Source organism: Ruegeria sp. AO1 (assembly GCF_056535985.1).
The window spans coordinates 205,470-230,727 of record NZ_JBQFJC010000002.1 but is presented as its reverse complement, the minus strand read 5'-3'; the positions used below and the strand labels follow the sequence as shown (position 1 = coordinate 230,727).

Annotated in this window: 24 protein-coding genes and 2 pseudogenes; 20 read left to right on the top strand and 6 right to left on the bottom strand. The window is 51.8% G+C overall.

Annotation, left to right across the window (positions count from 1 at the left end):
* The first annotated feature begins 208 nt into the window (after nt 1-208).
* Both ACR3FB_RS19290 and ACR3FB_RS19285 read left to right on the top strand, forming a co-directional pair.
* Nucleotides 209-715: an RNA polymerase sigma factor gene (locus tag ACR3FB_RS19290; RefSeq protein WP_480566481.1), complete on the top strand. Its 507-nt coding sequence runs from the start codon at nt 209-211 to the stop codon at nt 713-715.
* Nucleotides 712-1,455 (top strand): anti-sigma factor family protein, encoded by a 744-nt coding sequence (locus tag ACR3FB_RS19285; protein ID WP_480566480.1) that lies wholly within the window; start codon nt 712-714, stop codon nt 1,453-1,455. Before ACR3FB_RS19290 ends, ACR3FB_RS19285 begins: the two co-directional genes overlap by 4 nt.
* Before the next feature lie 9 nt (nt 1,456-1,464).
* On the opposite strand, the gene ACR3FB_RS19280 is transcribed toward ACR3FB_RS19285, so the two are convergent.
* Nucleotides 1,465-2,919: a S8 family serine peptidase gene (locus tag ACR3FB_RS19280; protein WP_480566478.1), complete on the bottom strand. Its 1,455-nt coding sequence runs from the start codon at nt 2,917-2,919 to the stop codon at nt 1,465-1,467.
* Nucleotides 2,920-3,043: 124 nt separating this feature from the next.
* On the opposite strand from ACR3FB_RS19280, the pseudogene ACR3FB_RS19275 reads away from it, so the two are divergent.
* Nucleotides 3,044-3,283 (top strand): annotated as a pseudogene (locus tag ACR3FB_RS19275) (DDE-type integrase/transposase/recombinase); the annotation flags it as partial.
* Nucleotides 3,284-3,332: 49 nt separating this feature from the next.
* On the opposite strand, the pseudogene ACR3FB_RS19270 reads toward ACR3FB_RS19275, so the two are convergent.
* Nucleotides 3,333-3,506: pseudogene (locus tag ACR3FB_RS19270) on the bottom strand (IS5/IS1182 family transposase); the annotation flags it as partial.
* 240 nt (nt 3,507-3,746) lie between these two features.
* Between ACR3FB_RS19270 and ACR3FB_RS19265 the strand changes: the two are divergent.
* Complete coding sequence (locus ACR3FB_RS19265) at nt 3,747-4,997, top strand: Hint domain-containing protein (protein ID WP_480566476.1); 1,251 nt, start codon at nt 3,747-3,749, stop codon at nt 4,995-4,997.
* 74 nt (nt 4,998-5,071) lie between these two features.
* On the opposite strand, the gene ACR3FB_RS19260 is transcribed toward ACR3FB_RS19265, so the two are convergent.
* Complete coding sequence (locus ACR3FB_RS19260; RefSeq protein WP_480566474.1) at nt 5,072-6,196, bottom strand: TIGR03032 family protein; 1,125 nt, start codon at nt 6,194-6,196, stop codon at nt 5,072-5,074.
* Nucleotides 6,197-6,235: 39 nt separating this feature from the next.
* Here ACR3FB_RS19260 and ACR3FB_RS19255 point away from each other — a divergent pair, with 39 nt between their 5' ends.
* From ACR3FB_RS19255 to ACR3FB_RS19210, 10 genes are all read left to right on the top strand, one after another.
* Nucleotides 6,236-6,781, top strand: a complete 546-nt coding sequence (locus ACR3FB_RS19255; protein ID WP_480566472.1) for a toxin-activating lysine-acyltransferase — start codon at nt 6,236-6,238, stop codon at nt 6,779-6,781.
* Between the two features lie 161 nt (nt 6,782-6,942).
* Nucleotides 6,943-7,944, top strand: a complete 1,002-nt coding sequence (locus ACR3FB_RS19250; RefSeq protein ID WP_480566470.1) for a Hint domain-containing protein — start codon at nt 6,943-6,945, stop codon at nt 7,942-7,944.
* A gap of 221 nt (nt 7,945-8,165) precedes the next feature.
* Nucleotides 8,166-8,837: an outer membrane protein gene (locus ACR3FB_RS19245; protein WP_480566468.1), complete on the top strand. Its 672-nt coding sequence runs from the start codon at nt 8,166-8,168 to the stop codon at nt 8,835-8,837.
* Between the two features lie 138 nt (nt 8,838-8,975).
* Nucleotides 8,976-9,278, top strand: a complete 303-nt coding sequence (locus tag ACR3FB_RS19240) for a hypothetical protein (RefSeq protein WP_480566731.1) — start codon at nt 8,976-8,978, stop codon at nt 9,276-9,278.
* A 243-nt stretch (nt 9,279-9,521) separates the two neighbouring features.
* Nucleotides 9,522-9,941 (top strand): hypothetical protein, encoded by a 420-nt coding sequence (locus ACR3FB_RS19235; protein ID WP_480566464.1) that lies wholly within the window; start codon nt 9,522-9,524, stop codon nt 9,939-9,941.
* Between the two features lie 55 nt (nt 9,942-9,996).
* On the top strand, nt 9,997-10,611 hold the full coding sequence (locus ACR3FB_RS19230) for a hypothetical protein (protein ID WP_480566462.1): 615 nt from the start codon (nt 9,997-9,999) through the stop codon (nt 10,609-10,611).
* Between the two features lie 408 nt (nt 10,612-11,019).
* Nucleotides 11,020-11,193 (top strand): hypothetical protein, encoded by a 174-nt coding sequence (locus ACR3FB_RS19225; RefSeq protein ID WP_480458139.1) that lies wholly within the window; start codon nt 11,020-11,022, stop codon nt 11,191-11,193.
* Nucleotides 11,194-11,311: 118 nt separating this feature from the next.
* Nucleotides 11,312-11,956 carry a protein-tyrosine phosphatase family protein gene (locus ACR3FB_RS19220; protein ID WP_480566460.1) on the top strand — a complete coding sequence of 215 codons (645 nt, stop codon included), beginning with the start codon at nt 11,312-11,314 and terminating at the stop codon, nt 11,954-11,956.
* Nucleotides 11,957-11,975: 19 nt separating this feature from the next.
* Nucleotides 11,976-13,409 carry a hypothetical protein gene (locus ACR3FB_RS19215; RefSeq protein ID WP_480566458.1) on the top strand — a complete coding sequence of 478 codons (1,434 nt, stop codon included), beginning with the start codon at nt 11,976-11,978 and terminating at the stop codon, nt 13,407-13,409.
* A gap of 61 nt (nt 13,410-13,470) precedes the next feature.
* Complete coding sequence (locus tag ACR3FB_RS19210) at nt 13,471-14,340, top strand: metallophosphoesterase family protein (RefSeq protein WP_480550256.1); 870 nt, start codon at nt 13,471-13,473, stop codon at nt 14,338-14,340.
* On the opposite strand, the gene ACR3FB_RS19205 is transcribed toward ACR3FB_RS19210, so the two are convergent.
* Nucleotides 14,341-15,099 (bottom strand): DUF4956 domain-containing protein, encoded by a 759-nt coding sequence (locus ACR3FB_RS19205; RefSeq protein ID WP_480566456.1) that lies wholly within the window; start codon nt 15,097-15,099, stop codon nt 14,341-14,343.
* Nucleotides 15,100-15,453: 354 nt separating this feature from the next.
* Here ACR3FB_RS19205 and ACR3FB_RS19200 point away from each other — a divergent pair, with 354 nt between their 5' ends.
* Complete coding sequence (locus ACR3FB_RS19200) at nt 15,454-16,248, top strand: SdiA-regulated domain-containing protein (protein WP_480566454.1); 795 nt, start codon at nt 15,454-15,456, stop codon at nt 16,246-16,248.
* A gap of 377 nt (nt 16,249-16,625) precedes the next feature.
* Complete coding sequence (locus ACR3FB_RS19195; RefSeq protein WP_480566803.1) at nt 16,626-17,555, top strand: DMT family transporter; 930 nt, start codon at nt 16,626-16,628, stop codon at nt 17,553-17,555.
* A 168-nt stretch (nt 17,556-17,723) separates the two neighbouring features.
* Here ACR3FB_RS19195 and ACR3FB_RS19190 read toward each other — a convergent pair whose 3' ends face one another.
* Both ACR3FB_RS19190 and ACR3FB_RS19185 read right to left on the bottom strand, forming a co-directional pair.
* Entirely contained in the window at nt 17,724-19,598 is a 1,875-nt protein-coding gene (locus tag ACR3FB_RS19190; RefSeq protein WP_480566452.1) for a DUF3604 domain-containing protein, read from the bottom strand.
* Between the two features lie 193 nt (nt 19,599-19,791).
* A complete protein-coding gene (locus ACR3FB_RS19185; protein WP_480566450.1) occupies nt 19,792-21,090 on the bottom strand; it encodes a TAXI family TRAP transporter solute-binding subunit in 1,299 nt (432 codons plus the stop codon).
* Nucleotides 21,091-21,553: 463 nt separating this feature from the next.
* On the opposite strand from ACR3FB_RS19185, the gene ACR3FB_RS19180 reads away from it, so the two are divergent.
* The 4 genes from ACR3FB_RS19180 (at nt 21,554) to ACR3FB_RS19165 (ending at nt 25,256) form a co-directional block, all read left to right on the top strand.
* The gene (locus ACR3FB_RS19180; protein WP_480566448.1) at nt 21,554-23,233 is read left to right on the top strand and encodes a tetratricopeptide repeat protein; all 1,680 of its coding nucleotides are present in this window, start codon (nt 21,554-21,556) and stop codon (nt 23,231-23,233) included.
* Nucleotides 23,234-23,373: 140 nt separating this feature from the next.
* On the top strand, nt 23,374-23,841 hold the full coding sequence (locus tag ACR3FB_RS19175; protein ID WP_480566446.1) for an IS6 family transposase: 468 nt from the start codon (nt 23,374-23,376) through the stop codon (nt 23,839-23,841).
* Nucleotides 23,795-24,079, top strand: coding sequence for a DDE-type integrase/transposase/recombinase (locus ACR3FB_RS19170; protein WP_480566802.1), 285 nt, complete (start codon nt 23,795-23,797; stop codon nt 24,077-24,079). Before ACR3FB_RS19175 ends, ACR3FB_RS19170 begins: the two co-directional genes overlap by 47 nt.
* A 250-nt stretch (nt 24,080-24,329) precedes the next feature.
* Nucleotides 24,330-25,256, top strand: a complete 927-nt coding sequence (locus tag ACR3FB_RS19165; RefSeq protein WP_480566444.1) for a hypothetical protein — start codon at nt 24,330-24,332, stop codon at nt 25,254-25,256.
* The last annotated feature ends 2 nt before the right edge of the window (nt 25,257-25,258 follow it).

Genomic DNA, 25,258 nt, shown 5'->3' with positions numbered 1-25,258 from the left:
TTTCAGCTCCTGATTGTTTGGTCTCTTGCGGTGACAACGATGGTGATTGCGATCTATTCCAACTTTTTTGAAAATTGTGTTTTGGGCCGGTCAGAACCCGCTGCGTCGGGTCAAAACGATGCGCGTCTTCATTTTTTCTTCGATCCTGTGGAATAATTCTCTCTACCATCCGTTGTCATTGAATATGACGCGAAACGGGAGAGACGGCATGACGGACCGGTTCCGTAAAGATCTGGCAGCGCTGGTGCCGAAGTTGCGCCGGTTTGCTCTGTCTCTGGCGGGCAACCAGCCAGACGCCGATGATCTGGTGCAATCTGCCTGTGTGAAAGCGTTGAAAAACGCGGCTCAGTTTCGCGACGGGACGCGTATGGACAGCTGGATGTACCGAATTATTCAAACCCTCTGGATTGATGATCGCCGGCGCGCCAAGACACGCGGAGCGCCTGTAGAACCCGAACTGGCGGGTCTGAGCGATGAAGGGCGTTCCGCGCGTCTGCCCGAAGATCGGATGATGCTCGATATGGCACGAAACGCCATGGGTGCGTTACCCGAGAAGCAGCGCATTGTGCTGTCTCTCGTTGCGGTCGAGGGGCTGAGCTACAAAGAGGCTGCAGATGTTCTGGAGGTGCCGGTTGGCACGGTTATGAGCCGTTTGTCACGGGCCAGAGACGCTCTGCTGCCGCAGTTGGGGATGACGAAAGGGCCGATGCAATGAGTGCAAAACCTACGATGGACCCGTCCCGTCTTGCGGCTTTTGCGGATGGAGAACTTTCACCCGAAGAGGCAGCCGCCGTTGTCATGCATTTGGCGGATCACCCTGAGGATCAGGCCTATGTCGACAATCTTATGGCCGCAAATGAAGCCCTGTTGCAGGCGTTCAGCGAACCGCTGGGTGAGCCCGTGCCCGGTGAGTTCAAGAATGTCATTCTGGGTGAGGCGCAGACAGCCAAGATCATACCCTTTCGCAAACGACCCGCCGTGTGGATAAGCACTGCGTTGGCGGCGACGTTGGCGATTGCCGTTTTCACCGGTCCCGACCTGTTTGCGCCGACTTCCACGCCGAATCTGACATTGGGGCCGGTTGACACTGACTCGAACCTGGCAACGGCGTTGAGCCGCCTGCCGTCTGGTGTGCCTGAGCCATCAGGGACGGATCAGGAGTTCATGATCCTCGCCACGCTGCCGATTTCTGACGGGTATTGCCGCGAGTTTGAGGTCATCAACCACGCGAAGCAACGCATCGACCTCGGCATAGCATGCATTACCTCCGACAGTTGGGTTGTGGAAGTCACGATGTCAGAACCGCTGTCCGCATCGGGCACCGAAGATGGGTTTGTGACGGCAAGCGGCACGGAAATGCAGGGATTGATGCCGTTTCTGGATCGGTTGGGGGCAGGGGCTTCACTCGCCCCCGCCGCTGAGGCTGATCTGATTGAAAACGGCTGGATGCCCTGAGGTTTTAAGCTAGCACAGGGTGGCAGCATTCAGCAGCCCATGGCCGAATACCTCATCCGCCCCGGGCGCGCCCAAGTCTAGTGCAGCGTTTCTCAGGCGCTCGCGCACCTGATCCGGTGATAACGTCTCATCTTGCGACAGCATGATTGCGACCGCCGCAGTGACAAAGGGAACCGCAAAAGATGTTCCAGACTTCAGGCGCGCACCGCGAATGGATGTAGCCGATAGCATGTTGACGCCTGGCGCGGTTATGTCGATATGCGGGCCCCGCTGTGCTTTCCGGTAAATGCGTGTCCGTGCGTCCACGGCTGTCACGGCCAGCACTGTGTCAAATGCTGCGGGATATCTCAGCTCACCGGACGGGCCTTCATTGCCCGCCGCCGCGACCAAAACGATCCCGTCTTCCTGGACCATCTGATTGACGATGTTTTCCAAAAGGCTGTTGTTGGGGCCGGTCAGAGACAGGTTGACGACGCGGACACCGCGGGCTTTCAACGCATCTAAGCCGCGCAACACCGAGATGACATCAGCACGTTCATCCGATCCTTTGCGCGCAAACGCATCCACCGCAATGACCTCTGCACCGTGAATCAGCCCGGGAACCCGGCTGTCCGGATCGCCGATCAAAAGGGAGGCCACTGCTGTGCCATGGATCGCTTTGGACGGCGCAAGGGTCTGGTCGGCAAGCTGAATCAACTCCAATCGAGCACCGGTCATTATTTCGTGCTCGGCATTTATCCCGGTATCGATCATCCCTACCGGCACTCGAACAGGACAGGTCGCCTGAGCGTAATCGATACTTGGCCACTGGATCATCTCCCACGCAGGGCAGTTTTCATGCCAACACGGGTCCGATGACGCCACGCGCGTTTCGCTTTGTTCAAAGCGGTAGTAGTGATTGAAATCCGCAGTCGCACCGGATGACAGCGCGCGCACCCGATCCCGCGCGGCTTCCAGATCGAGCCCGCCGGGCGATGTCAGCCGCGTCAGAACCTGATCAGAGGCCTCAAGGGTTTCTGTAGCCGCTATTGCAAAGCCTTCAGACAGAAGTTGCTCCAGATCCTCGGCGGATGCGTCGGCGACAATTATTTCGAACGGTGCCCGCGTTGGCAGCGCGACAGGTGCTGGCGCTGGGGCCGGGGCAGGTGCTCGCGCGGGTTGCTGTGCCAGTCGTGCGTTGGTCAGCCGTCTGATGAGGTTGCCTATCGGGTTCTCGCCAGAGGATCTTTGATCACCTCCTGAGCCACTACCACCTCCGCCGCCTCTGCTTCCCCTATCCCCTCGGTCATCGTCCCGATCGTCATCGCGGTCATCATCTCCATCATCCCCGTCGTCGTCATGGTCGTCTGCCCACGCGACAGCAACAAACGAGAGTTGCCAGCCCGTCGGAACGGCAAGTTGCAGAGGCAACAACAAGCCGAGCACCAGGCTGGTTTTAAGAAGCTGAGTTGATATCTTTCTCATATGAACATCCAGTTCAGACTTACATGATCCAAAACAACAACGTTTCGCGCTCAGGTTTATTCCAAAAAAGTCTTTCGAAGTATCTGTCAGAAAATCAAGATTCAGTCTCAAGCAGGCCTATGCCAAAAAACAGCAGACGGGCAGGTGGCTCAACAACCGCGTCGAGAATTCACACCTTCCTTTCCGACGACGGGAACGTGAGATGCAACGTTTCAGGCGCATGCGAAGTTTACAGAAATTCGCCGCCGTCCACTCGTTTGTCTACAACCACTCCAACTAGTTAAGATCGCTAGCTAGTCGAGACAACTTCAAGCTGGCGCGCACCGCCGCTCTTGCCGAGTGGCGTCAACCTTGTTCCGGATAGGTTCGCGGTTTCCACGGCAAACTGAGACTGGTTTGAATCTGTCTGACAGCACCTTGTCTCCGATCTGACCCGCATTAACAAACAGATTCAAAGGGCGTCCATGACTGTCACAAACCGCATGCAACTCTGTGTTCATGCCGCCCTTGGCGCGCCCAATCAGACGTCCGCGTTCCTCATTCACCGCAAGACAGGGCGCTGTGTGATGGGCTTTGAGGTGCGTGCTGCAAGCAAAAACCTACTCGAAGCGGACAGTTTTGGAAATCCTATGGTAAAGAAACCGTTCGCAGAATCTTAGAGTTCAGCCAACACCTTGCTCACAAGTTTGGAAATAAATTTTCAGCGCGTCATTGCCAAGGACTATTGCGTCCTTTGGCTCTAGGTTGGGTTAGATCAGCATGCCTGCTAGTATTCAATTTCAAGCGATTGTGTATCGACTTTGTCTACTTGAAAAGCGGATCAAAGAATGCCCGTTTTTATCACTTTAACAAATGCTGACATCAACGACCCCGCCTTTTGGGCATCGTTGGACATTGGTCCGAATAGCACAATCGACGCCTCGGGGCTTAGCAACGCGTTCCAGGTTACAATGACCGGGAACTCGATAACTTTCACCAACACCAACACTGGTGCCGTCACTACATACACCGATTCCGATATTGCAGCGGGGTCGTTCAGCCAGTTCGTTGAATATACCGGGAACAATAACGATGACAACGTAAGTGGTTCCGTTGGTCTAAACGCGGGAGGGTACATTGGTGGACGTGGAGACGATACTCTCGTCGACACAGGTAACCTTGGTGGGAGCATCAGGGGTGGACGCGGAAATGACACGCTACAAGGTGGCTCAGGAAGCAACAATATCTTCGGCAACCAGGGCAACGACATTCTACGAGGTGGCTCGGGGAACAACAATCTCAGTGGTGGCGGGGGACGTGACACACTTTTTGCGGAAGACGGCAGTGGCAATCTAGATGGCGGAGGTGGGCGTGACGTCATTTACGCCGGGTTGAACACAAGCTTCGTCGATGGCGGTAATGGAAACGACACGCTTATTTTGCCAGCCGGATCAACGTTTGCGCCTTTTTCGCCAGGCTCAACAGGTGGGACAGCCACTCTTTCGAACGGGCGGAACTTCACCTACCTGAACATTGAGAATGTGGAAGTCGCGTGCTTCACAGAGGGGACTCTAGTGCGAACTCCAAGTGGTGATCGCCCTATTGAAGACCTGAAGGTTGGTGATTTGGTCGAAACACTTGATCATGGGTCGCAGCCGATCAGATGGGTCGGGAAACGTGCTGTTAACGGCAGTGGTAAAAACGCGCCAATTCGATTTGCGGTAGGTGCAGTTGGAAACCGGCGAGAGCTTCGCGTTTCCCCTCAACATCGCGTGCTTGTTTCAGGTTGGCGGTGTCAGTTGTATTTCCACGCTCTCGAAATGCTCTGTGCGGCAAAGCACCTATGCAATGGAGACACGATCTGCCGTGAGCCTTGTGATACGGTGAATTATATCCACATCATGTTTGACAAACATGAAATCGTGTTTTGCGAAAATGCCCAGCTCGAAAGTTTCTATGCTGGCGAACATATACTGAATGCAGACCTTGATACCTATCAGGAATTGGTTGAGGTATTTCCGGAGTTAGCTATAGGAACACACGGTCAAGTTCCTGCACGCCCTTTCGTCCGCCGTGCTGAAGCCGCACTGATAATTTAGAGGCCAGAACTAGTTTTCAAACCCCTTCCCCTCTGTCTGAGGCCACGACACAACCCTACAGGGTCCATACATTGCTAAAGAGTTTTGGACGGCGCGCCGTAGGGCCGAAACATCCTGGTCATTGCATTGCCTTCAATGTCGACAACCATAGGACATTTGATTCCGGGAAGTGCGCAGACGTCATAGATTTCAGAAGCGGGTCCTTCAATCTTTAACTGATGCTCGACCTGTCGTGTGTTTAGGTTCACTATAGTTATCGAGCACTCTGGTGCTATCTCGTACTGTAAAAGCCGCCGGTTTAATGGGGTATTATCGTTTCCCTCATAGACACCAGTTTGACGCGGCTTGGAAGCGCCAACAATCGCATGGTTTTTCCAAAACGAAACACCACGAGTGAACCCAGAAATCTTACAGATTGGGGTATATAGGCCAGTCGCCCGATCAACTTCTCCAAACTCGCCTCGCCCGCTATTTGCCAGATAGAGTCTGTTATTGTGAAGCTGGGGTGAGTGGGGCATATGAAGGTTGTCACAGAGGATTTGGTTGTTCGTCACGTCGATCAGCAATCCATTGCCCTCACTCTTGTCAAGGTTGCGCCAACCAAGTGGTTCGTCCGTGCTTGCAAAGCAAGTGACGTATTTTGGGCGACCATTTTCAAGAGCAAGGCAATTTAAGTGACACCGATCGCCATAAGCAAACTCGCTGATAAAACTGGGCATCCAAAGAGGCTCGAAACTCCACTTATTGTGGAGTTGACCAACACAATTGAAATTGCAAGAAACGAAGTAAACTCCGCTATCGCTTGCGCGAACATCGTGAAGATTTATCATCCCGGTAGTCGTCGCCCCAAGCGGCGCGAATATTGCGTCGTGTCCGGCTGAAACCTGCCCTTTGTCTAGGAAATTCTCCAATCGCCAGATCTGCTTGGAGCTGGCCATCCACAGAGTTCCCCCATGATAGCAAAGCCCCATGGACCGCTCAAATGTTGCATCTGAAAAACTGAGCTGGCCGAGCCCATCCAGCCCAATCACAAAAAGCTTTCCGATATGATAGGTGTTAAAGGCAATCGACATTCTGTTGTCGGAAAGCCACGTCTTAAAGCCAGCTGAAGGATGCAAGCTGATTTTCTCAGTCTTGCTTTCAGGCGTAGCCTGCCGTGAAATTTCAACACTCTGAGGTTGACTGTCGATCTCGTTCAATGCCCGTTCTGCCCGTCATATAGATTTTCTCGAAACACTATGGTTCAGTCTATCCAACGAACTGAGCTGAGGAAACAAAAGCTTATGAACGACAGGAAAGAGTCAGGTGGGTTTGTTCAGGTGTCCCCACTCTATCCCAATGAGGATATACTACGCGTTATCGGAGAGGTAGCATTTCTATGCTTCCATTCATCATTGTACCAGAACTGGACAATGAAAAATATCGCGCGCGGGTTCGAGCCCCCTGTGTTTTTGAAACAGTTTCATATCTACCGCGCCCGCGATGTGCCGAGAGGTATTGTCACTTGGGCGAAGCTAAACTCTGAAGCCGAGCAGAAACACGTTCTTGGTGAAGGGCTGGACAAGTTTGAAGATTGGCAATCCGGAGATCAATTGTGGATCATGGATATTGCCGCTCCCTGGGGGCACGGGAAGGCAATAATTAGTCACATTATGGACACGCTTCAGGAGGACAGCGTGAAAACACTGAGGATCCATAACGGCAAAAAGAAGATCATAGAGTGGTATCGGAAACCAAAAACCAAAGACTGGAAGATCCGTTCAGAAGCTATTGGTGATACGTGACTATGAGGTCAGGGCCGCTGCCGGAGGCAGTGCGGAAATCGAAAACTGGAGACTGTCTTTGTAAAAGTACTACTTTTATATACAACCAATAGGTGGGCACAGCTTTCTGAAGCCATTGGGATGAACGCCGTACGCAATGCCGAAGAGAAGGGTGAATTTTTATGGTTAGCTTATCTGGCCCTACGACCGCGAGTGCGACAGAAGGCTTTAATGGAGCAGGTAGTGTTTCGGTCGCCAATGCTGTCGCAAACAACGAGCCCGGAGCTATTACGTGGCTCGCGGGTGGATACACAGTGCTTTCCGCACCGAGCTTCGGCACACTGACGATCGTACAAAATACTGCGAACAGTGAAGGCGGTTATACTTGGAGCTTCGTTTTCGATTCTGACGACCCAGCTTTGGACGGCTTGGATCGTGGGCAATCATTGGATGTCACTTTCAACGTACGTGTCTTTGATGTCTCCTGGGGAGGGCCGGGAGCCCCATCCACAGTAAACGGCACGCAAGTTGTGGATACACATCAGGTCACAATTACGATCTTCGGAGAAAACGAAGTTTGTTTCACTAGGGGAACACAAATTCTAACTTCGCAAGGGTTAAAATGCATCGAGGAACTAGCTGTTGGGGATCTCCTTCAAACCCGAGATCACGGGTTACAAGCTGTTCAATGGATAGGAATGTCAAAAGTTTCCGAGGCCAAGCGCCGGGGTAACAACAGTCTCGAGCCGATTAGGATCAGGGCTGGAGCAATTTCAGATGGCGTGCCTGCCCAAGACCTGTGTGTTTCGCCTCAGCATCGAATCTTAATTGATGGAGCATTTGCAGACTTGTTTCTGGCTGAACCAGCTGTCCTTGCTTCTGCAAAAAGCTTAGTTAATGAAGTGTCGATCCGAACATGCGGTCGAGACTTCGAGCACCTGGAGTATTGGCACGTTGCGCTTGAAAATCACGAGGTTATTTATGCCAATGGTTGTCCTGTCGAGTCTCTGCTTTTTGGCGATATTGCCATTGATACAATGAGCAAAGAGCAGTTGGCTGAAATCGAGGCCATTTTTCCCGATCTGACTAATAAACACGGCAAGATGGCCTATCCTGAGGCCAAAGCACATGAGGCGAGACTTCTGTCATTGGCAATAGCGGTTGATGAGAATGTCATCTACTGAACTATGCGGATTGAGCCTCCTTCAGACTTCCTTAGCACTGACCGAATGAGGGACATTCGTTCACTCCTTGTTACGTAGGGCGCGTCAACCAACAGCTTCACCTTTTTCTGTGTTGCCAATCTACATCAAGACGCATTCAAATATTCTGCTTATTATTGATCGGTGAGGTGGTGTGAAGCGAGGGTATCATGAGATACAGCTCGAGTTCTATGAGGTTCGAAATGCGCACTAAAATAGTTGTTTTGTCTGCCGCTTTGATCACCCCCAACGTTGTTTCAGCACAAATGCAACTTGAAGATATGTATTTTGGTGCTTTTGGCGGTGCGGTTTTTGGCGTTGATGCGAAAGGGGAAAACGACAGCATATTCCCAAGTACAACCGCAGCCCTAGATTTTGACCCAAACGGAAATTACATCGCAGGCTTAGTTCTTGGTGCTCGCGTAGCGCCGCAGGTCCGCGCTGAGTTTGAACTTTCGTATTCCAGTTCAGATGTCGACGGCACGAGTCTTGAAACGTCCAGTGGGACCAGTTCATTCAATGCGAACGGTGATCTAGACGCCACCTCGTTTCTTATCAATGCCTGGTATGAATTTGAAACCAACAGCGCGTGGCGCCCCTATGTTGGTGGCGGGATCGGTTATACAAGTTTAGATGCACAAGTGGACGCTGCCGCAGGTATCAGCAGATTTGACGACTCGGATGGTGGATTTTCGTACCAGATCGGTTTTGGTGCGACAATTCCGGTAGGTAATTCCGGCGAAATCGACATTGGTTACCGCTACCGGGAAACACCAGACTTAAAGCTTGTTAGTGACTCAACTACCGATATCGCTTTTGACGAGATCGACTACAAAAGCCAGACGCTTCAAATCGGCTACAATTACAAGTTTTAGTATCGTGCCTTTGAACCTTGTCGATGCCACGAAACTCCAACAGTCCCTATTGCTGAGCACGAAAACACGACCATAGAACGAATAGTTGGTTTTGGATTGGATACTTGCACCGGTACTAGTCGAAAAAATGAGGAGGCCATGATGAAAAATTTGTCTACACCAGCTGCACTATTACTGGGATCACTAGCTGTTGCAGCATGTGAAGATACTGGAAGCTCGACTGCGTCATCGGAACTGACTCCGGCGCAGCAAGCATGTTTGCGGGACGTAGCCAACACGACGAACAATTCGCAAGTCGTTGTGCTCTCATCCGCGTTTAGCGAGGCGGGAACACAGGTCACTGTAGGCGTTGGCGAGGACCGTGCTCCTTGGAATTGCATTGCTTACAGTGATGGCGCGACAGCTGGTATCGAGTTCATGGGCGACGAAGGCGCATTGTGACCCATCTGCTGCGTAGCTGAAAACGGCTTCGCAGCACTGGCTTGATCTGCTGAGGCTCGACTTGGTTTGTAGAATAACCACCATCGTATTCGCTGCCCTTTATCTGTTGGCGTTGTTTGCTTTTTTGACGGGTACATTTGGCTGGTTTGGACAGGAACGAGACCCTTTGTCCGGGGTGTTCCTTTTGCCGTTGGGACTACCTTGGATTTTTGTTGCGGACTTAGTTTCGGAGTCCGCCAAGCCGTGGTTCGCGGCGATTGCACCGGCGCTCAACCTGTTAGCGCTGGTTTTGATTTGCAGTTGGGCACGCAGATTGCGCCAGTAGTGGTGGCTGGCCTCTTTCTCACCAAAAGGGAGAAAAACATGGGAAAAATAATCTTGGGAATTGTGATCGGGCTCGTCCTCGGCGTGGTTGGGGCGATGACCTTGGGTGGCGGGGCCGCGGTGGGTGTTGGCGTTGCGACAGGCTTGTCCGCGGGTGTCTGCACCACACTGAAAGGAGCACAAGCTGAGAACCTGATCACCGCCGAGCAAGCGGATCAGATCCTCAACCGCGTAAATTCCGAAATGGCGTCACTGCAAGGAATTGAAACGACGGGTGAGATCGTCGGCAGCGCACAGGCATGTGATGAATTTCTGTCAAAGTTACAAGACGCGAAGTGAGGTTCTGCTTAGTAAGGAACAAATCTATTAGGACAAGCCAACAGGGAACCATCTGATGAAACTCGTTTTACTCAAACTCCTAACGCCCATGTTCGCAATCGCGGGCGCGGCTGCCTTTGCAATGTCAGAAGCCGACGACGCGTGTATCGACCACTTGCGGCAGGTTGGTGGACCAGACGGTCAATCCGGTACCATTGAAAGCTCAGAGTTCTCAGAGGCGGGTACGCTGGTCATGCTGCGAGACGCAGGCGGAACACTTTGGCGCTGCATCGCTTACGGGGATGGAAGCATCGGCGAGATGTCGGTTGTCGAAGCGATGGATGATGGCGGTGGAGCAGCGGCAGGCGCCTCCGGTTCTACCGGTAGCCAACGTGTCAAATTCGATGCTGGCTCCACCAGCGCTGAACTCGTTGGTGAACTCGCGCCCGGAGCGTCGCAGCAATATATTGTCGGTGCCAAAAACGAACAGTTCCTTTACGTCCGCGTTGCTCCGCGAAATGGCTCTTTGGACTACGTTATTCGTAACCCCGATGGTTCTGAACTGTTAGGATTGATGTCGGCGGACAAGGAGTATCGAGGACAGCTTTGGCAAACTGGTGACCATGTCGTTGAAGTTATTAACCGGGGAAATGCGCAAGTTGACTACAACGTCATATTTGGAATCGAGTAAGACCACGCGTGAGTTGCACTGGATTTTTGGATTGCTGGAGACCAGAAAGGGAGAGAAAAAATGAGAACCAATCTATCGCTGCTTGGAGGCGCAGTTTGTGCCCTTGCATTGGCGGCATGTGACGATAACGGGGGATCAGTGGATACTGGGTTGCCAACCGTCGGCAGTTCAAGCGACCTTTCGTCTTTTGAAGGTGCGCGCGCCGGTCAGGCTGAAATGGGCATCCAAAGTCTCGGATTTGAACTCATCCGAAGCGAAGGTCTGACCTCGTACTGGTTCAACCGGAATACAGGCGCTTGCGCGCGCATTACTACATCTGAGGGTCGGTATTCAGATGTCACAATGCTTCCTTCCTCCGACTGCTGAATTTTGTCCGGATTAGTTTATAAAAGTGAAGGAGGCTGAGAAATGCACTTCGATCTTGCACACGCTGTGGTGACTGTTGCAGCTTTGATAGTCACAAACCTGGCATTGAAATCTGCCGGGGTGATCAACGAAGAAAACAAACACCAATGGAACTGGAAAGTTGTTCTGGCCTACTTCGTAGTCGTCTTTCTCATCAATCTGGTGTGGCCAATTTGAAACTTCAGGACGGGAAGCCAACCGCCCACCTTACATGGTTACCGTGAACGAGCCTCTCCGCGGGACTCCCGGCAAGAAAAGCGTGAGCATCGCTGGCTGAAAACAGAAAGGAATACGCATGCGGTTTTTGACGTCCCTCATATTCATTGGTGTTCTTGCAACCACAGCGAATTCTGATGTGACCAGTCGAAACGGTGGCCCAAGCGACAGTCAAATGCTTTCAAAGGGTGGCGACGGAGGCGTTGATGGTGTCGCTTTTTTTCGCCCAGTTTTAAGCGGAGTATTGTATCGCTCTGGTTTCAAAGGCGGCGACAAGGACCGAACGGGCCTGAGTGAAGGACAACGCAAAACTTTGTGCGGTGAAGGGTTTTCCACCGGGTTTTACGCCGACTTTGGCAAAAACACTGAGTACGGTCGCACCAGTTGTGGAAACGGATCCTTTGACTATCAAAGTGCCAGATCCTCCCGACCCGGTGCTGTCATGGCGTCCATACACGAGGTGATTGAAAACCCTGGAAAAGGCCCTGTCCTGGTGCACTGTATGTGGGGCGTTCATTCCTCGGGGGCATTGTCGGCAATGGCGCTCGTTCAGTTTTGCGGTTGGACGGAGGAAAGGGCCAAGGAATATTGGAATGATGCCCGAAACGGGGCGCCTTGTTCAGGCGGTTGCGACCAGTGGATTGACACAAAATTCTCCAACTTCAGTGTCGACCCAAAGTTGAAAATCTCCACCGAACAACAGGCAGCGATTTGCCCTAAATGATACCGGGAGGACTATCCAAATGAAGTTCAATCTTCTGGGGTCACTTGCTCTCATTGCACCCACTGTCTTGTGGGCGAACGACGATGTTCTCGGTGAAGCCACGACCTTTGATAGTCCCAACGGCGTTACTGAACGCTGTATTCGGATCGAAAAAGTCCCAACGGGCGAGTATCGAAAAAGCGATCTTGAGGAAGAAACGGCCTATTGCGAGATCGATTTCTATGCCTCTGAAATTGCCATTTGCCCAAAAACCTGGAGCACCAGCCCAGGAATGGCCGTCTACGATATTTCGGAAGGACCTTACGTGGGGAACCGTTCTGAATTCGAGAGAAACGCTTGCAAGGAGGGGAAGGCGGCAAAAGATCTGGCCAAGGACAGGGTGGCTAAATTCAAGTCAACCATGAACCAAAAAGGCACCAGTGGAACTTTTTCCACGTCTTCACTGCTTTACTATCATTTGTCCAGATATTTCGACGCGACTGTAAAAGTTCCAGTCGCCGTTTGGCGTAGCATGGACGCCCAGGCGCATTTTTCCGAGGTCGCCGAGCCTGGCCTTGCGATTTCTGGTGGCTCTCATGGCGGGCGCATGAACCACGAAGGCTGGCGGGTCTTCGCAGCTGCGGATGCTGACCCGAACTCATACCAGCCAACCGACGATCTGTTCACCGCAGATCGAACGCAAATATACGGTGTGCTGCTTGATAGCCCTGGGCATCGATACGGCTCGGAAATCAACGGCACCCGTAAATCTGGTTGGGGGAAAGGTCAGAACCGCGATTTTCAGGAAACTCCTGCTTTCTTGGCTTTGCGTTCTTCAAAACCCTTGCCAGAGGCCATTATAGAGGGCGTCAGGGAAGGTCGAAGAGACCGGATGATCAACAAGGATCTCGGCCCCGATGTCAGCGACCAACAGATGGCATTTTGGATGCAAGAACTTACCGAGATTGTTCTCCTCGATTTCATCTTTAGCCAGCAGGACCGCGTAGGAAACATAGACTTCACACCCTATTGGTATTGGGTCGAAGACGGAAAACTGAAGCAGAAGAAAGCCAAGCACCATGAGCCAAACGATGGAGACGTTCCCGCCGACGCGTTATTGATCCGTCGCAGCAATCTAAACGACAACGATGCCGGCGGGCGTGTCGAGTATGCCAACTTCGCGAAATCTACTCAAATGCTGGAGAAAATTCGCCACTTCTCTCCAAGCACGTACCGGCGCTTGGTTACATTGAATAGTGACCTTCAAACCCAAGGCCCGGTCTATGACTGGCTATCGCAAAGCTTTGGGTTATCAGACAGTCAGATTGCACAAGTTGTCAAAAATACTGCGCTGGCAACGTCCATCCTCCAGAGCAATTGTTCAAATGGCGATTTGATGTTCGACTTGGATCCTGTCGTATTCTTTTTGAGAAACGGCACCGAGGTAGAGGCTGTGGACTGTTATGAACCGTAGGTGTTCTGCTCTTATTGCGGTGTTCATTTGGACCGCTCTGCTCGCCTGCAAAGCGGCGGCATTGGATGTCATCGTCATATCGGATCTGAATGGAAGCTATGGTTCGGTAAAATACGATGCCCGCGTCGACAAGGCGATTGAGCGGATAGTCGAGATTGATCCCGATTTGGTTATTTCGACCGGAGATATGGTTGCGGGACAGCGCATTCCCAACTTGTCCGACAAACAGGTCAGGGAAATGTGGAAGGCGTTTCATGAGGCGGTATCAGATCCTTTAGCGGCTGCCGGAATTCCGTTTGCGGTCACGCCTGGAAACCATGACGCCTCCGCTTACCGAGGGTTCGAGCGCGAAAGAAAAATATACGCAGAAGAATGGGAACCAAGAAAACCAGACGTCGACTTCCTGGTTTCGGATGACTACCCGTTCTTCTACGCGTTTGAGATGCAGGGCGTAACGTTTGCATCTTTGGATGCTACGACCTTAGGGCCGCTATCCGGTGATCAACAGGACCGACTTGTGGAACTGGGTGCAAATGGAGACCCGATTGTGACTTTCAGTCATCTTCCGCTTTGGCCCTTCGCGATCCAGCGCGAACGCGAAATCATCGGTGACTCAACACTTGAGAAAATCTACCTGGAAAGCGGTGTCGTTCTGCACCTGTCAGGCCACCATCATGCCTTCTATCCCGGTTGGAAAGACGGTGTGGCCTACGTCTCTCAAGCTTGTTTGGGAGGTGGTCCGCGTCGGCTTATTGGCGATAGCGCCAGATCGCCTCACAGCTTCACTCATGTTAAGTTCCAGCCGAACGGAGAGTTTGGGATAGCAGTATATCGAGGGCCTGATTTCGAAAGGTCGGTAAACTTCAAGTCGCTCCCGAAAGTGATCAGATCTCCGAATGCTGTTTTGAAACGATTAGACCTTGTCAAATGACTAGAGATTGAGTTTCAGTTCAACTTTTTCTGGGACCAGATCGTTTACCATCTCTTCGATCCGGGCTTCTGAAAGTCCTCCCGAAGTTATGAAAAGCAATGAAACGCGAGATTTTCCAGGGACGTGGTGTTTTCTGACCAGCTTCCAGCCAGCGTCTGCGGCCATGGTTTCAATGTCTCCGCTGACTTTCAATGAGTGCTCTTCATCTGAAGCTTTGAGCGAAACTTCCACGCCCTTGTTTCGCCCTCCGAGCCAAATGAAGCACCAACACACAATCGCCACCAGTGTGGCCATCAGCGGTAAGCCCAAACCGACCGCAAGACCAAGAACCGTTACGATTATCATTTCGACAGTATCGACCGGATCATCCAGATTGGAGCGGAACCTGAGCAACGCACCGATGCCAAAAATAACGAAACCAATCATTGACCCGTGCTGGACTACCAGGAATCCCACTGCCATTCCAATTAGCGCATAAAGGAAGAACAGTCTGGGCATAACCAGATCGCTGACACTTCGGCGTGCTTTACGTCGTACGGGATGATAAACAATCAAAGCTGTCAAAATGATCGTTACAATGACGTCTAGCGTGAAAAAGTAGAGTTCCTGCTTGCCGCGGAACTGAGTCCAGCCTCTTTCAATCAAAATCTCTGATTCGGACGTTCCTGCGAGCAAGGAAGCAGGATCAATTTGAGAATAGCCAATACTAGGCAACAGCACGGCCGAAAGGACCGATGCTATTGAAAACAGCTTACTCAAAAGTCTTTCCCTCCCGCTGTACCGTCGAATAGTCGCTCCAAAGTGCGTAACTTGAAGCAATCACTCCACACCTCTCGACCAAGTCGCACGCCCATAAACTAATTCAACCCTATGAATTTACGTTCGGTAAAGCCTTGCGGGATCAAACATCATACTTCCGCAAAATACTGTGTTAGGTTGGACAACATCGATTTTTGATCGAATATGAACCAGATCCACACAAGCGCAGATTTATCTCGAATGAACCAGTCAAATGACCGGCACAAACGAAGAGTAGCGAAGGTAATTTGCGCGAGCCTTGCTGTGGTCGCCAACACTTTGGCGTTAACCAGCCCAGTGAGAGCGCAGACTGATATGTTGGAACTTATTGAGTCTTACAAAGTGGCAGACAAATCAGAGGGCTTTTCTGAGCCATCCGGATTGTCGCTTTCCGGTGTTCATGGATTCTTGTGGGCAGTAAGCGATGAAGCATCGAAGCTGCACCTTCTAGGAGTAGATGGAGAGCTAAAGAGTTCGTTCAAACTTCCAGAACATCTGGGCACAGACTTGGAAGGTGTCGCTGGAAGAAATGATGGGTCTGTATTGCTGTTACAAGAAACTGACCGATCTATCGTAACGGTCCAACCTACGGACCCAATCAAAGTCAATTCTACTCCACTTTCTTCACTCAGGGGCTACGGCAAAGTTGCTGAAATGCTTGCTGAGAACCCTTTGAACAAGGGACCGGAAGGGATCACTGTAGATCAAGACTCTGGGCAAGTATTCGTAGTCATTGAGGGCCAACCAAGGCTGCTACTCGTCATTTCCTCGGAAATTGATGAGATTATTGGAGTAGTTCCATTAACGGCTGAAGCTGGTTTTGTTTCATCTCGTGCCGACGATGACGAATTAGACATCAGCGGGATCGCCTGGTCCGGCAAGACCAAGTCTTTATGGATACTCAGCGATGAAGGGCGCCGAATATTCGTTTTTGATCGTGAAATTCAAACAGTCAAATCTATCGACTTAATTTACTCCGAAAAGGATGAAGTAAAGGAAGTGAAGAACCCTGAGGGGATAGCTTTGGATGAAAATGGTGGCGTTCTTTACATCTTAACCGATGATGGAAAAAAGTCACGCCTCTACGCATTTGTCTTACCGCAGGTTTGATTGCAGTAAGAAACTCGCACTGGCTTGTCGCATTCAATTGCAGAAAAATGAAATGGCCGCTTTGTCCGCAGCGCCGTCATTCAGGCCTGGTGCAGCTAAGGTCCGCTTTGAGCCCACTTTGACCTATGCTGCACGATGCCCGAATGACAGAAATGCGCAGAAACCGGACTTTGCAAAAGCTCACCAACTGTGCGGAACCGAACTTGAATCCGTGATTTCATGCTGCCGTGCGGTCGGTTGAACCTGTAGGTCGAAACAGGTGTAAATTCGCATCCGACTTGATCCGGTTAATCACGAGACTTTTGCGTGGCGTCGTATTGAGAACAGACACGCGTTTGGCGACATTCCTAGATAGTGGGATGACTTCCGCTGATTCCATGCCTCAATCTACGGATCGAACCCTTGCTGGCGTTGCGCTGATGCTTGGATTTTGCCTGACTGCTCCTTTGCTAGATGTTGCTGCAAAACTCGCGTCGGCCAGCGTGCCAGTTGGGCAGATAACGGCTGCTCGCTTTGTAGTGCAGTGCGTGCTCATGGCCCCGTTTGTCTGGATAATGGGACTTTCACTTCGTGTGGCGCGCGGTGCGTTGTTGATACTTGTATTCCGATCTTTACTTTTACTGTTCGCCACCTTTTGCTTCATTGCGGCAATCCGAGTAATGCCACTTGCCGATGCGTTGGCAATTGTGTTTGTAGCCCCGTTTATCGTCCTGTTGGTCGGCAGGTTTTATCTTGGTGAAGACGTCGGCCCTCGTCGTGTCGGGGCAGCTCTTGTGGGGTTTGTTGGTGTATTATTCGTCATCCAACCTAGTTTCGCGGCCTTCGGTGCGGTTGCATTAATTCCGCTAGGTACGGCATGCGCTTTCGCTTTCTACATTCTTGTGACGCGGGGATTGTCGCGACGGATGCACCCCGTCGCTCTACAATTCCACACTGGCCTGATTGCCAGTTTGTTTTGTGTTCCTACCTTAGTAGTCGCGCAGGGTTCTGGCTCCGAGCTTTTCGATCCTGTTTGGCCGACAGAAATCGCGTTTCTGTGGCTTTTCGGGGCAGGTTTTTTTGCCACTGTGAGCCACATGATGATGACATATGCGCTTTCCTTTGCCCCTTCTGCTACACTGGCCCCACTTCAGTACTTTGAGCTGCCGGTAGCGACCTTGTTTGGCTATCTTGTTTTCAATGACTTTCCGAACACACTTAGCCTGATTGGTATTGGCATCATCATCGGTGCAGGGCTGTACATGATACATAGGGAAAGGGTGGCAGCCAGACAGTTGGCCGTAGAGCGCCCAGCACCTCCAATCTAAGTCTAGATGCGGACATCGGTGACATGTGTTGCGCTTGTTTGTTTCTGCCCGGCACTCGGATCGGGAATGTCCTCTTCGCGATGCCGCTAACCGCTCATCAATAGCGCAGAAAACGGCAGGAGGGAGCCCAGAGCAGACTAAATGAGTTTTAGTCCAACCCAAGATCACTCATCCCTGAGGTGAGTACCAGATTGGCGACGTATAGGCCCTTTCTTGTATAGACAGAGGGGCTTCTTCAGGGATTTTTGCCCCGAAAACCTTGGCATCATATGTTGTCCACCGTGGGGTCGGTATTGCCAACACTCTGACGTAATAGAACGCGCTTTGCGTCGGGTCGTAGTCCGGGTCTTCCCAATATCCGGCGAGAATTGCCTGGCCGATGTCATTTGTCCAAGACGCGTTTTCTACATCCACCGTATTGCCAACCGGGCCGTCACACGCCGCGCTTACAAGTTCACGCCCGCCACAAGCAACGTCATAAACACGTTCCGACGTTGTGCCGTCACTGCTCAGCCAGCCTTTGACAATCTGAATACGGTCGAGGTTGGCCCCATCGGGGTCACGGAGCGCACGGATGAGAAAGCGCGGAGACCGACCGTCACTATCCGCTGGCAAATCCGCCCCCATCGGGACGCCATTTTCATATCCATACGCGGCAAAATCCGCACGTGGCAGGTCGGTTACGTCGAATTCATATCCGGCGAAAACGCGAACACGCATGTGCGGCCCAGTGGTGGCATAGACTTCTTTCCGAGCAAAAGCATCCCAAATGGCCTCGCGGGTGTTTTCCCTTGCCCAAACGGCCGCCAAACCCGACGCCGAAGTCTGCCATGCATATTGGGCAACACTCTCGTCACCACCAATACCGCCGACGACCTCTTCAAATCGGATCGGGTCAGCAGTAGGTTCAACAGCCGCGACTTTCCCGAAGAAATTGTCTTCGCCAACCGTGGACAGCGATGTATGAGCATCGGTTGAACCGATCACGCCAAATTTGAATGGGTTTGTCCCTGTTTCCGCCTCGTATCCAAGCCCCCGCCGCAAAGCTGCCCGCGCATACTCGCGCGGAAGCATCTCCGGTGTCTTGGGCTCTGGTCCAAGTTGTCCTTTGTCCCACGTTTCGAAGTCAGCAAAATCATCGTCTGGTGACAGCATAGGATGTGCTTCGCCGTCACCTTTCATTTGCGTGATTTCGTAGATCGGTTCCCACTTGGCACGCTGTTTGAAATACTCAACATCGAACGGTTCGCCGGACAAGCGCACTTCGTCGAACATCAACCCGTTGGACAAATTGCCATTGTGGGGGATTGCGAGCAGCTTTTGGCCTGTTGTTTCTTCGGCTTGCTCCATCCATGTCCATAGGTCTTCGGGGTCGAAGCTATCAAAGTTCGAGAACGGGATGATCTTGTCAGCGCCCTCTTTGCCACCGTTGAATATGACATTCCTGTGCAGGTTATTCCGCTGTGGGTTTGAGGTCCATTCGAACCCGATAAGCGCAGTAAACAAACCCGGTTGATTGTGTGCCTCAGCGGCGGAGGTAATGTTGCTCCACGCTGTTTGGTAAATCTCTTGATAATCCGCCAATGGGTCTGTGCCAGTGGACTTGGCTTGGCTCCAAATCGACCATGCGCCAACGGGATCGCCGGCCTCGACAGCCGCGTTCAGTTGCTGACCAAACTCCGTGGAGAGCAGCGTGGCATCTTTGGCTGCTAACAGCGGCGCGAGACCAAGGTTCTCGGCGTGATCGGCAACGACCAGAAAATCTAGTGGTCGGCGCAACCTAGCTTCGACGCCAGTGCTAGATGTCACCACCTCGCCTTTGGCGAAACGATACGCTGCATCAGGGTCAAGTACATTGCCGATCATACCAGCATCGGCGGAGTAAGAGGTATGCAAGTGAGTGTCGCCGAAAAAGACCTGGTTGGGATAGTCTTGTTGCGGGTAAGGGGAATACTCTCTGTCGCCAGGTTGAGTGTTTGGGACGTCCTCGGCCTGCGCACCAGCCGCAAGCGCGATAGTCAGAATAGATGCTAAACGGAACATTTCCTAACCCCTTATCATGTTCAGAGTTTACATCGCTCAATACAAGTAACTATTACGCATAGTCTGAACTATGTTCGCCCAGCATAGCTGTCGCCAAAGAAAACTCTACCAACGATGGCTGCGAGCCCAAAGCACTGTTCACACAATAACTAAAGCATACGACTGTACCGAAGTCTCAAATCAAAATGGTCTTCTAAGTTGGTTTGCTAGAGAACGTCGAGGTTCCATCAAGTTTGGCAGTTCGACGACGCGCAATCTCTTGTCGAATTAAATCTATGTGCAAACGTGCATCATATGCTCCCTGGCGGTATGCGAGCGGCAGATTCAGATTTGTAAGGGCTGTATCTACTTCTTCGATATCTTTGGCGACCTCCTCTACTTCAGTTGAGGTCTGTGCCCTGCTGAGTTCCTCCTCAAGCGCAGCGATGCGCTGATAAAAACGCCAGACGCGGCGCTTTTGAAACCACACGTAACCGGACGGGACGATCCGCAGAAACGGTACCAAGAACAATAAAGGCAACAGCAATAACAATACGCTGCCAAACTGCGCTGCGATCCAATATGGCAAGACGCCGTGCAAAAAGTTTGGCCCAGAGTTTATTAGCTCTATGGCAATTTTGTTTAATGGCACAGGCGGGGAAGCCGTGTTTGGATGCTCGCGCGCACTTTGCAAAATATTAGGTTCGCCATGAATGTTCTTTGCTGCATTCACTAACCTATCGGTTACCGCAGGGTGCAGATCGGATGCGGCTATAAGTGAAGCTCGCAATGCTAAGATCTTAACATCCTCTGGTGGTCTCGGAGGGTCGAGTGTGATTGATCCTGCTGGTACAGTTACCGAATTCGCTCCTGAAAGTTTCAATGCAAGGGCGTCGACCAAAGCCATAGGGACGAAAATGATTTCTGGATCAAAGATTGCATCCATAAGGTAAGGTGCATCGAGTGGAGCGACAAACAACGCTGCATCCGCTTCGTTGGCATATAACGCCTTTATCGCATCATTGCCCCCAACATTGACGAGCTCTATGCCGACATTTTGCAACCCAGCGGCTTCAATTAGCGCTAAAGCGGCGGCGCGAGTACCGGACGCCATGGTTCCTGCAGCTAAGCGAATGTCTCCCCATTCTCCTGCATTGGCCCCGACTGGACTAGACTTTCCGCGGAACACCACCATAGGTTCAAGAAAAATGGCGCCCAAAGACTGTAAGTTTTCGTCTTGAGGTATTTCCAGACCACCCTGAACAAATGCGGCATCCACTTCGCCAGAAATAAGTTTCTGAATGTTCTCAACGGACCCCTCGGTTTCAACTAAAACTACCTGAATGCCGTCGCGTGCAAGTTCTGCTTTGTAGAGCTGTCCAACTTGCCAATATCCGCCGCCGCTTATGCCAGCAGCCAGTTTAATACTGTTGGGCGGTTTCAAGCCAAAGATCAGAAAAACAAGCAACCCGATAAACATAATCGGAAAGAGAATGAAAAGAGCTAAGCGCATTTATTCTCACATTCAGATGATCGGAACCGATAATTCGTTCTCATTTGATAGCAGTCTTTTTACCAACGAGAAACCGATCACAGTTGGTAGCACTCGAAAGTTCGAGTTCTTCGGTTCAAGTATCCCTGAAGATTAAGCCGGTAGCGCAAAAAAACTAAGAGCGCTTGAACGAGGTTAGAACCAAAAACTGGCCGTCTCAGCAACGTTTTATCTTACCATAAACTAGAAATTTAGTCTTGTCTGTATCGTCGGCTTTGTTCCGCAAAGCGGAACTGCAAAGTCTTTTTTAGAAGGTCCGGCTCGCGCTGCCTCCAGTCACAGATACGGGAGGCAGCGAAGGTCTACTGCGAGCCCAAAGCGGAAGTGTTCTGTTACCTGCCTAATAGATTTGTGCTCTAGGGATATGCTGCGGGAGACATTGCAGGTCTTGCGAGCTACTATCAGAGGAAACAGGAGTTATCACTTGAAACGTCGCCTGGCTGCTGTGCTTGTTCTTGATATTGTCGGTTCAGCCGAGCTTACCGCCGCCGACGAAGAAGGCATGCATGCACGAATTATGTCTTTGCAGGACAGTATCATCGCTCCCCAAGTGTCGGCACGGGAGGGGCGTGTAGTCAAGTATCTTGGCGACGGTGCGTTGGCTGAGTTTCCGTCGGTAGTGTATGCGGTTCAGGCTGCGACCGACATATTGCTGCTGAACAGGGCACACGAAGAGACGTTGCCTGAAGGGCAGCGAATTCACCTACGAGCAGGAGTGAATCTTGGTGATGTTATCGTGCAAGATGGTGACGTTCACGGAGAGGGCGTCAATATCGCCGCGCGACTGGAAGGGCTGGCGGACCCAGATGGCTTATGCATTTCGGCGCTGGCTTATGAAGGACTGGGGCCGAAGCGAGCACATGAGTTTGCCGATAGTGGTCCATACAAGGTTAAGAATATAGACAAGCCTATTCGGGTGTATCGGTGGCGGATGGGACACGATAGCAGTGTTGATTTGCGTATAGTGGAAGTGAAGCCAACCATAGCGATCACTCCATTCAGACATGGCTCCATCCGTAGTGAAATTGAAGAGCTGTCCAGCGGTTTGGGCGAAGATATAGCAATAGCGATCGGCACCGTTGCACAGCTTACGGTGGTTGACGAGAGCCGCAGTCTCGAGGCTCCAAGATATAGGTTCAGTGGCAGTATCCGCTCCGCAGGAGAACGCGTGCGGGTGCAATGTATGCTCGTCGATCAGTTTTCAGGCGTGCAGGTCTGGGCGCAGCGCTACGATCAGTGTGGCAGAGATTTGTTTGAACTGCAAGATGACCTTGCGCAGAAGATTGTCATCGATGTGCATACGACACTAGGCGCTGGCAGCTATACGAACCGATGGCAACAGGGCACTCACAACTTTGAAGCTTGGCGCCTGAGCGCAAGAGCCTTTACGGAGTTCCAAAAATACTCTCCGGATGCGATGGAAAAATGTATTGGCATCTGGACGGAAGCATTGAAACGCGATCCCGATTTCCCGACACCTCGCATCGCGAGATCCTATTGCAGAGCGCGCATTGCACTCTGGTCGCCTGAACGCGCTGAGCACCTCCTATCCGCGGCCGAAGAGGATTTCACTATCGCGCTTGCAACCTCGGAAGAAGATGATAGCAGACCATATTCGTTGCTTCGGGCGATCCGTATAGCTCGGAACGATCACGACGGTGCGGTTGCGGCAGCCAGCGAAGGACTGGCGCGTGAGCCGTCGAATCCAGCAACGCGAGCGACGTTGGCCTATGCACTGTTTATGGCGGATCGCAGTGAGGAAGCCCTGACCGAGATCCGAAAAGCAACATCTGAGATCGTGAATTACCCAGGCTGGTTTTCAATGATTAAGATACTCAGCTTGCTGTTTACTGGTGAAGTCACTGGTGCTCGCGAAGAAGCAGAGGCCATCGTGGCGCGCCAACCGGACTTCTATGCGGGCCGTCCCCTTCTGGCGGTCTGTCATGTGGAAAGCGGCGCTATTGAAGCGGCAAAAGCCGTAGCCAGTATCGCAAAGGCACGAGACAGCAAGTTCTCTGTCGACACGCTAGTGTCATCTTTCGGTTTGAAGAGTGCGCAAAACAGAGAGCGACTGCGCTCGGCACTCGTAGAGGCGGGGTTTTAAACGCTCAATCAAGATTTCCGACTGGCCGTTTCGAGCCCAAAGTGGAACTTCTCATCGTTTTTCCCTAACCTTATTAAAGGGGGGGTCTTGTCAGAAGAACTTGTCTTGAGGCGGGCAGGGGTGTTGCGTAGCTTTTGCCCATGACCAGACCTGCCTCTTTCAAATACTTTAAAACCAGTCCCGAGATCATCCGTCTTGCGGTGATGCTGTACGTCCGTTTCCCGCTCTCGCTTCGGATTGTTGAAGACCTTCTGCACGAACGCAGGATTAGCCTGAGCCACGAGACTGTCCGATATTGGTCGAACCGTTTTTGGTCCAATGTTTGCGTCAGATTCGAAGAAAGTGTGTTCAGCAATTGTGAGCATACTCGAAATGGAAGTGGCATTTTGGATGAGTTGTTTGTGAAGATCAATGCAAGGCGGCAATCTCTTTGGCAAGCTGTGGATTACGAAGGCGAGGTGCTGGAAGCCGTTGTCACCAAACGCCGAAACAAGCAGGCCGCGTTGAAATTCCTCAAGAAATTGATGAAGCGACACGGCAAAGCGGAAAACGTCATCACGGATCGCTTCGCCTCATACAGAGCCGCGCTCAGAGAGCTGGGCGCTTGAAAAACAAAGGACGGGAAGGTGGCTCAACAACCGCGTCGAGAACTCGCATCTGCCGTTTCGACGACGCGAACGCGCGATGCAGCGTTTCAGGCGCATGCGAAGTCTACAGAAATTCGCCGCCGTCCATTCCTCCGTATACAACCACTTCAACCAGGAAAGATCGTTGACCTGCAGAGATACATTCAAGCTAACACACAACGCAGCTCTCGCAGAGTGGCGTCAACTTTGTTCTGGATAGGTTCACGGTTTCCGCGGCAAACTTAGACTGGTTCGAATTCGTCTGACAGCACCGTTGCTACACCCTCTAGGAGATCCTCGTATCGGAGGGTTCGAGGACAACTCGGATCTTCTGAACGCTGTCGCAAAGCGATCCAAAGGTTTTTTCTGACGCCTTCAAGGAGGGGACGACGATCTCCCGGAGAATGACACGGGTGCATTGTTGGTGTAAGTAGTCTTTAAACCATGTTCTGCGCCGCACGAGGGGTCGCATGCGCTTTCTTCTTTTGCAAATCGCCATGCTTGTCGCATGTTCCAATTCGCTTCATGCAGGTAAGCGCGACTATATTGAGCTCGCACAAAAAGGATGGGGATATGAGCTGCGCTCTACCATGTTGGGGCGCGATTTGGCAATTCCCGTTCACATAAACGGGCGCGAATTGGCGGGCGCCGCCTTATGCCTTGTAGGTGAAAAGCCCCACCCGCAGACTTTGGTTGTTTTGAATGCCTTTCGGGATTTGCTGAAACACAGTTTTGGGCATCCAACACCCATGCGGTATGCTGGCACTTCAGCGCGGGATTGTGGAACCGGTCGAACGGTGGTCTTGCGCCTCTATTCAGGATACCCGCCGAACAGCGATCTTTCTGCGGATATTGATTGGCTTAGTGAAGTCCATCAGCTTGGGTTGCCCAAGGGTCGAACTTATATGGTGACGTCTCCAGCCATGGCGCAGACGTTCTTTGGCCGTCGGGGGCAGGGGACACATATCGTGGTCAAGCAACCGGCACATCACCGGCTCGGTCAGCTAGAGAAAGACTTTCACAAATCGATTCTTTTAGAAGAACTGTTTCAATCCTTCACCTTTGGCATGGACATCCTTCTGTTTGATACTTCGATGGGGTTCTTATCCAAGCTGCAGGAAACGCCGGTGAACCTGCAACGCTTGCCGTGGAGCTCACATGACTTCATGCGCAGTCTTCTGAATTCCAACCCAAACGGTCTTTGCGCGTTTGACATCTTCATGATGCACGCCGTTGCGCAATCTCCAGTCGATCAAACCATCGACCCAGGATTTATCGACTATATCGATACCCAATATGACCACCTATGGGCACAAACAGATGAAACACTGGCCGATCCGCAGTTTGCGGCACTGTTTGATCAGAGTTGCACGACATCGGTCCATGTGCCCAGGTAATA

What these genes read in the sequence shown, in the direction of transcription:
- ACR3FB_RS19175 (WP_480566446.1), top strand. Translation starts at nt 23,374, where the DNA reads ATGACCAGACCTGCCTCTTTCAAATACTTTAAAACCAGTCCCGAGATC.
- ACR3FB_RS19265 (WP_480566476.1), top strand. Translation starts at nt 3,747, where the DNA reads ATGCCCGTTTTTATCACTTTAACAAATGCTGACATCAACGACCCCGCC.
- ACR3FB_RS19250 (WP_480566470.1), top strand. Translation starts at nt 6,943, where the DNA reads ATGGTTAGCTTATCTGGCCCTACGACCGCGAGTGCGACAGAAGGCTTT.
- ACR3FB_RS19195 (WP_480566803.1), top strand. Translation starts at nt 16,626, where the DNA reads ATGCCTCAATCTACGGATCGAACCCTTGCTGGCGTTGCGCTGATGCTT.
- ACR3FB_RS19245 (WP_480566468.1), top strand. Translation starts at nt 8,166, where the DNA reads ATGCGCACTAAAATAGTTGTTTTGTCTGCCGCTTTGATCACCCCCAAC.
- ACR3FB_RS19185 (WP_480566450.1), bottom strand. Translation starts at nt 21,090, where the DNA reads ATGCGCTTAGCTCTTTTCATTCTCTTTCCGATTATGTTTATCGGGTTG.
- ACR3FB_RS19290 (WP_480566481.1), top strand. Translation starts at nt 209, where the DNA reads ATGACGGACCGGTTCCGTAAAGATCTGGCAGCGCTGGTGCCGAAGTTG.
- ACR3FB_RS19190 (WP_480566452.1), bottom strand. Translation starts at nt 19,598, where the DNA reads ATGTTCCGTTTAGCATCTATTCTGACTATCGCGCTTGCGGCTGGTGCG.
- ACR3FB_RS19285 (WP_480566480.1), top strand. Translation starts at nt 712, where the DNA reads ATGAGTGCAAAACCTACGATGGACCCGTCCCGTCTTGCGGCTTTTGCG.
- ACR3FB_RS19200 (WP_480566454.1), top strand. Translation starts at nt 15,454, where the DNA reads ATGTTGGAACTTATTGAGTCTTACAAAGTGGCAGACAAATCAGAGGGC.
- ACR3FB_RS19215 (WP_480566458.1), top strand. Translation starts at nt 11,976, where the DNA reads ATGAAGTTCAATCTTCTGGGGTCACTTGCTCTCATTGCACCCACTGTC.
- ACR3FB_RS19255 (WP_480566472.1), top strand. Translation starts at nt 6,236, where the DNA reads ATGGTTCAGTCTATCCAACGAACTGAGCTGAGGAAACAAAAGCTTATG.
- ACR3FB_RS19225 (WP_480458139.1), top strand. Translation starts at nt 11,020, where the DNA reads ATGCACTTCGATCTTGCACACGCTGTGGTGACTGTTGCAGCTTTGATA.
- ACR3FB_RS19240 (WP_480566731.1), top strand. Translation starts at nt 8,976, where the DNA reads ATGATGAAAAATTTGTCTACACCAGCTGCACTATTACTGGGATCACTA.
- ACR3FB_RS19220 (WP_480566460.1), top strand. Translation starts at nt 11,312, where the DNA reads ATGCGGTTTTTGACGTCCCTCATATTCATTGGTGTTCTTGCAACCACA.
- ACR3FB_RS19165 (WP_480566444.1), top strand. Translation starts at nt 24,330, where the DNA reads ATGCGCTTTCTTCTTTTGCAAATCGCCATGCTTGTCGCATGTTCCAAT.
- ACR3FB_RS19280 (WP_480566478.1), bottom strand. Translation starts at nt 2,919, where the DNA reads ATGAGAAAGATATCAACTCAGCTTCTTAAAACCAGCCTGGTGCTCGGC.
- ACR3FB_RS19230 (WP_480566462.1), top strand. Translation starts at nt 9,997, where the DNA reads ATGAAACTCGTTTTACTCAAACTCCTAACGCCCATGTTCGCAATCGCG.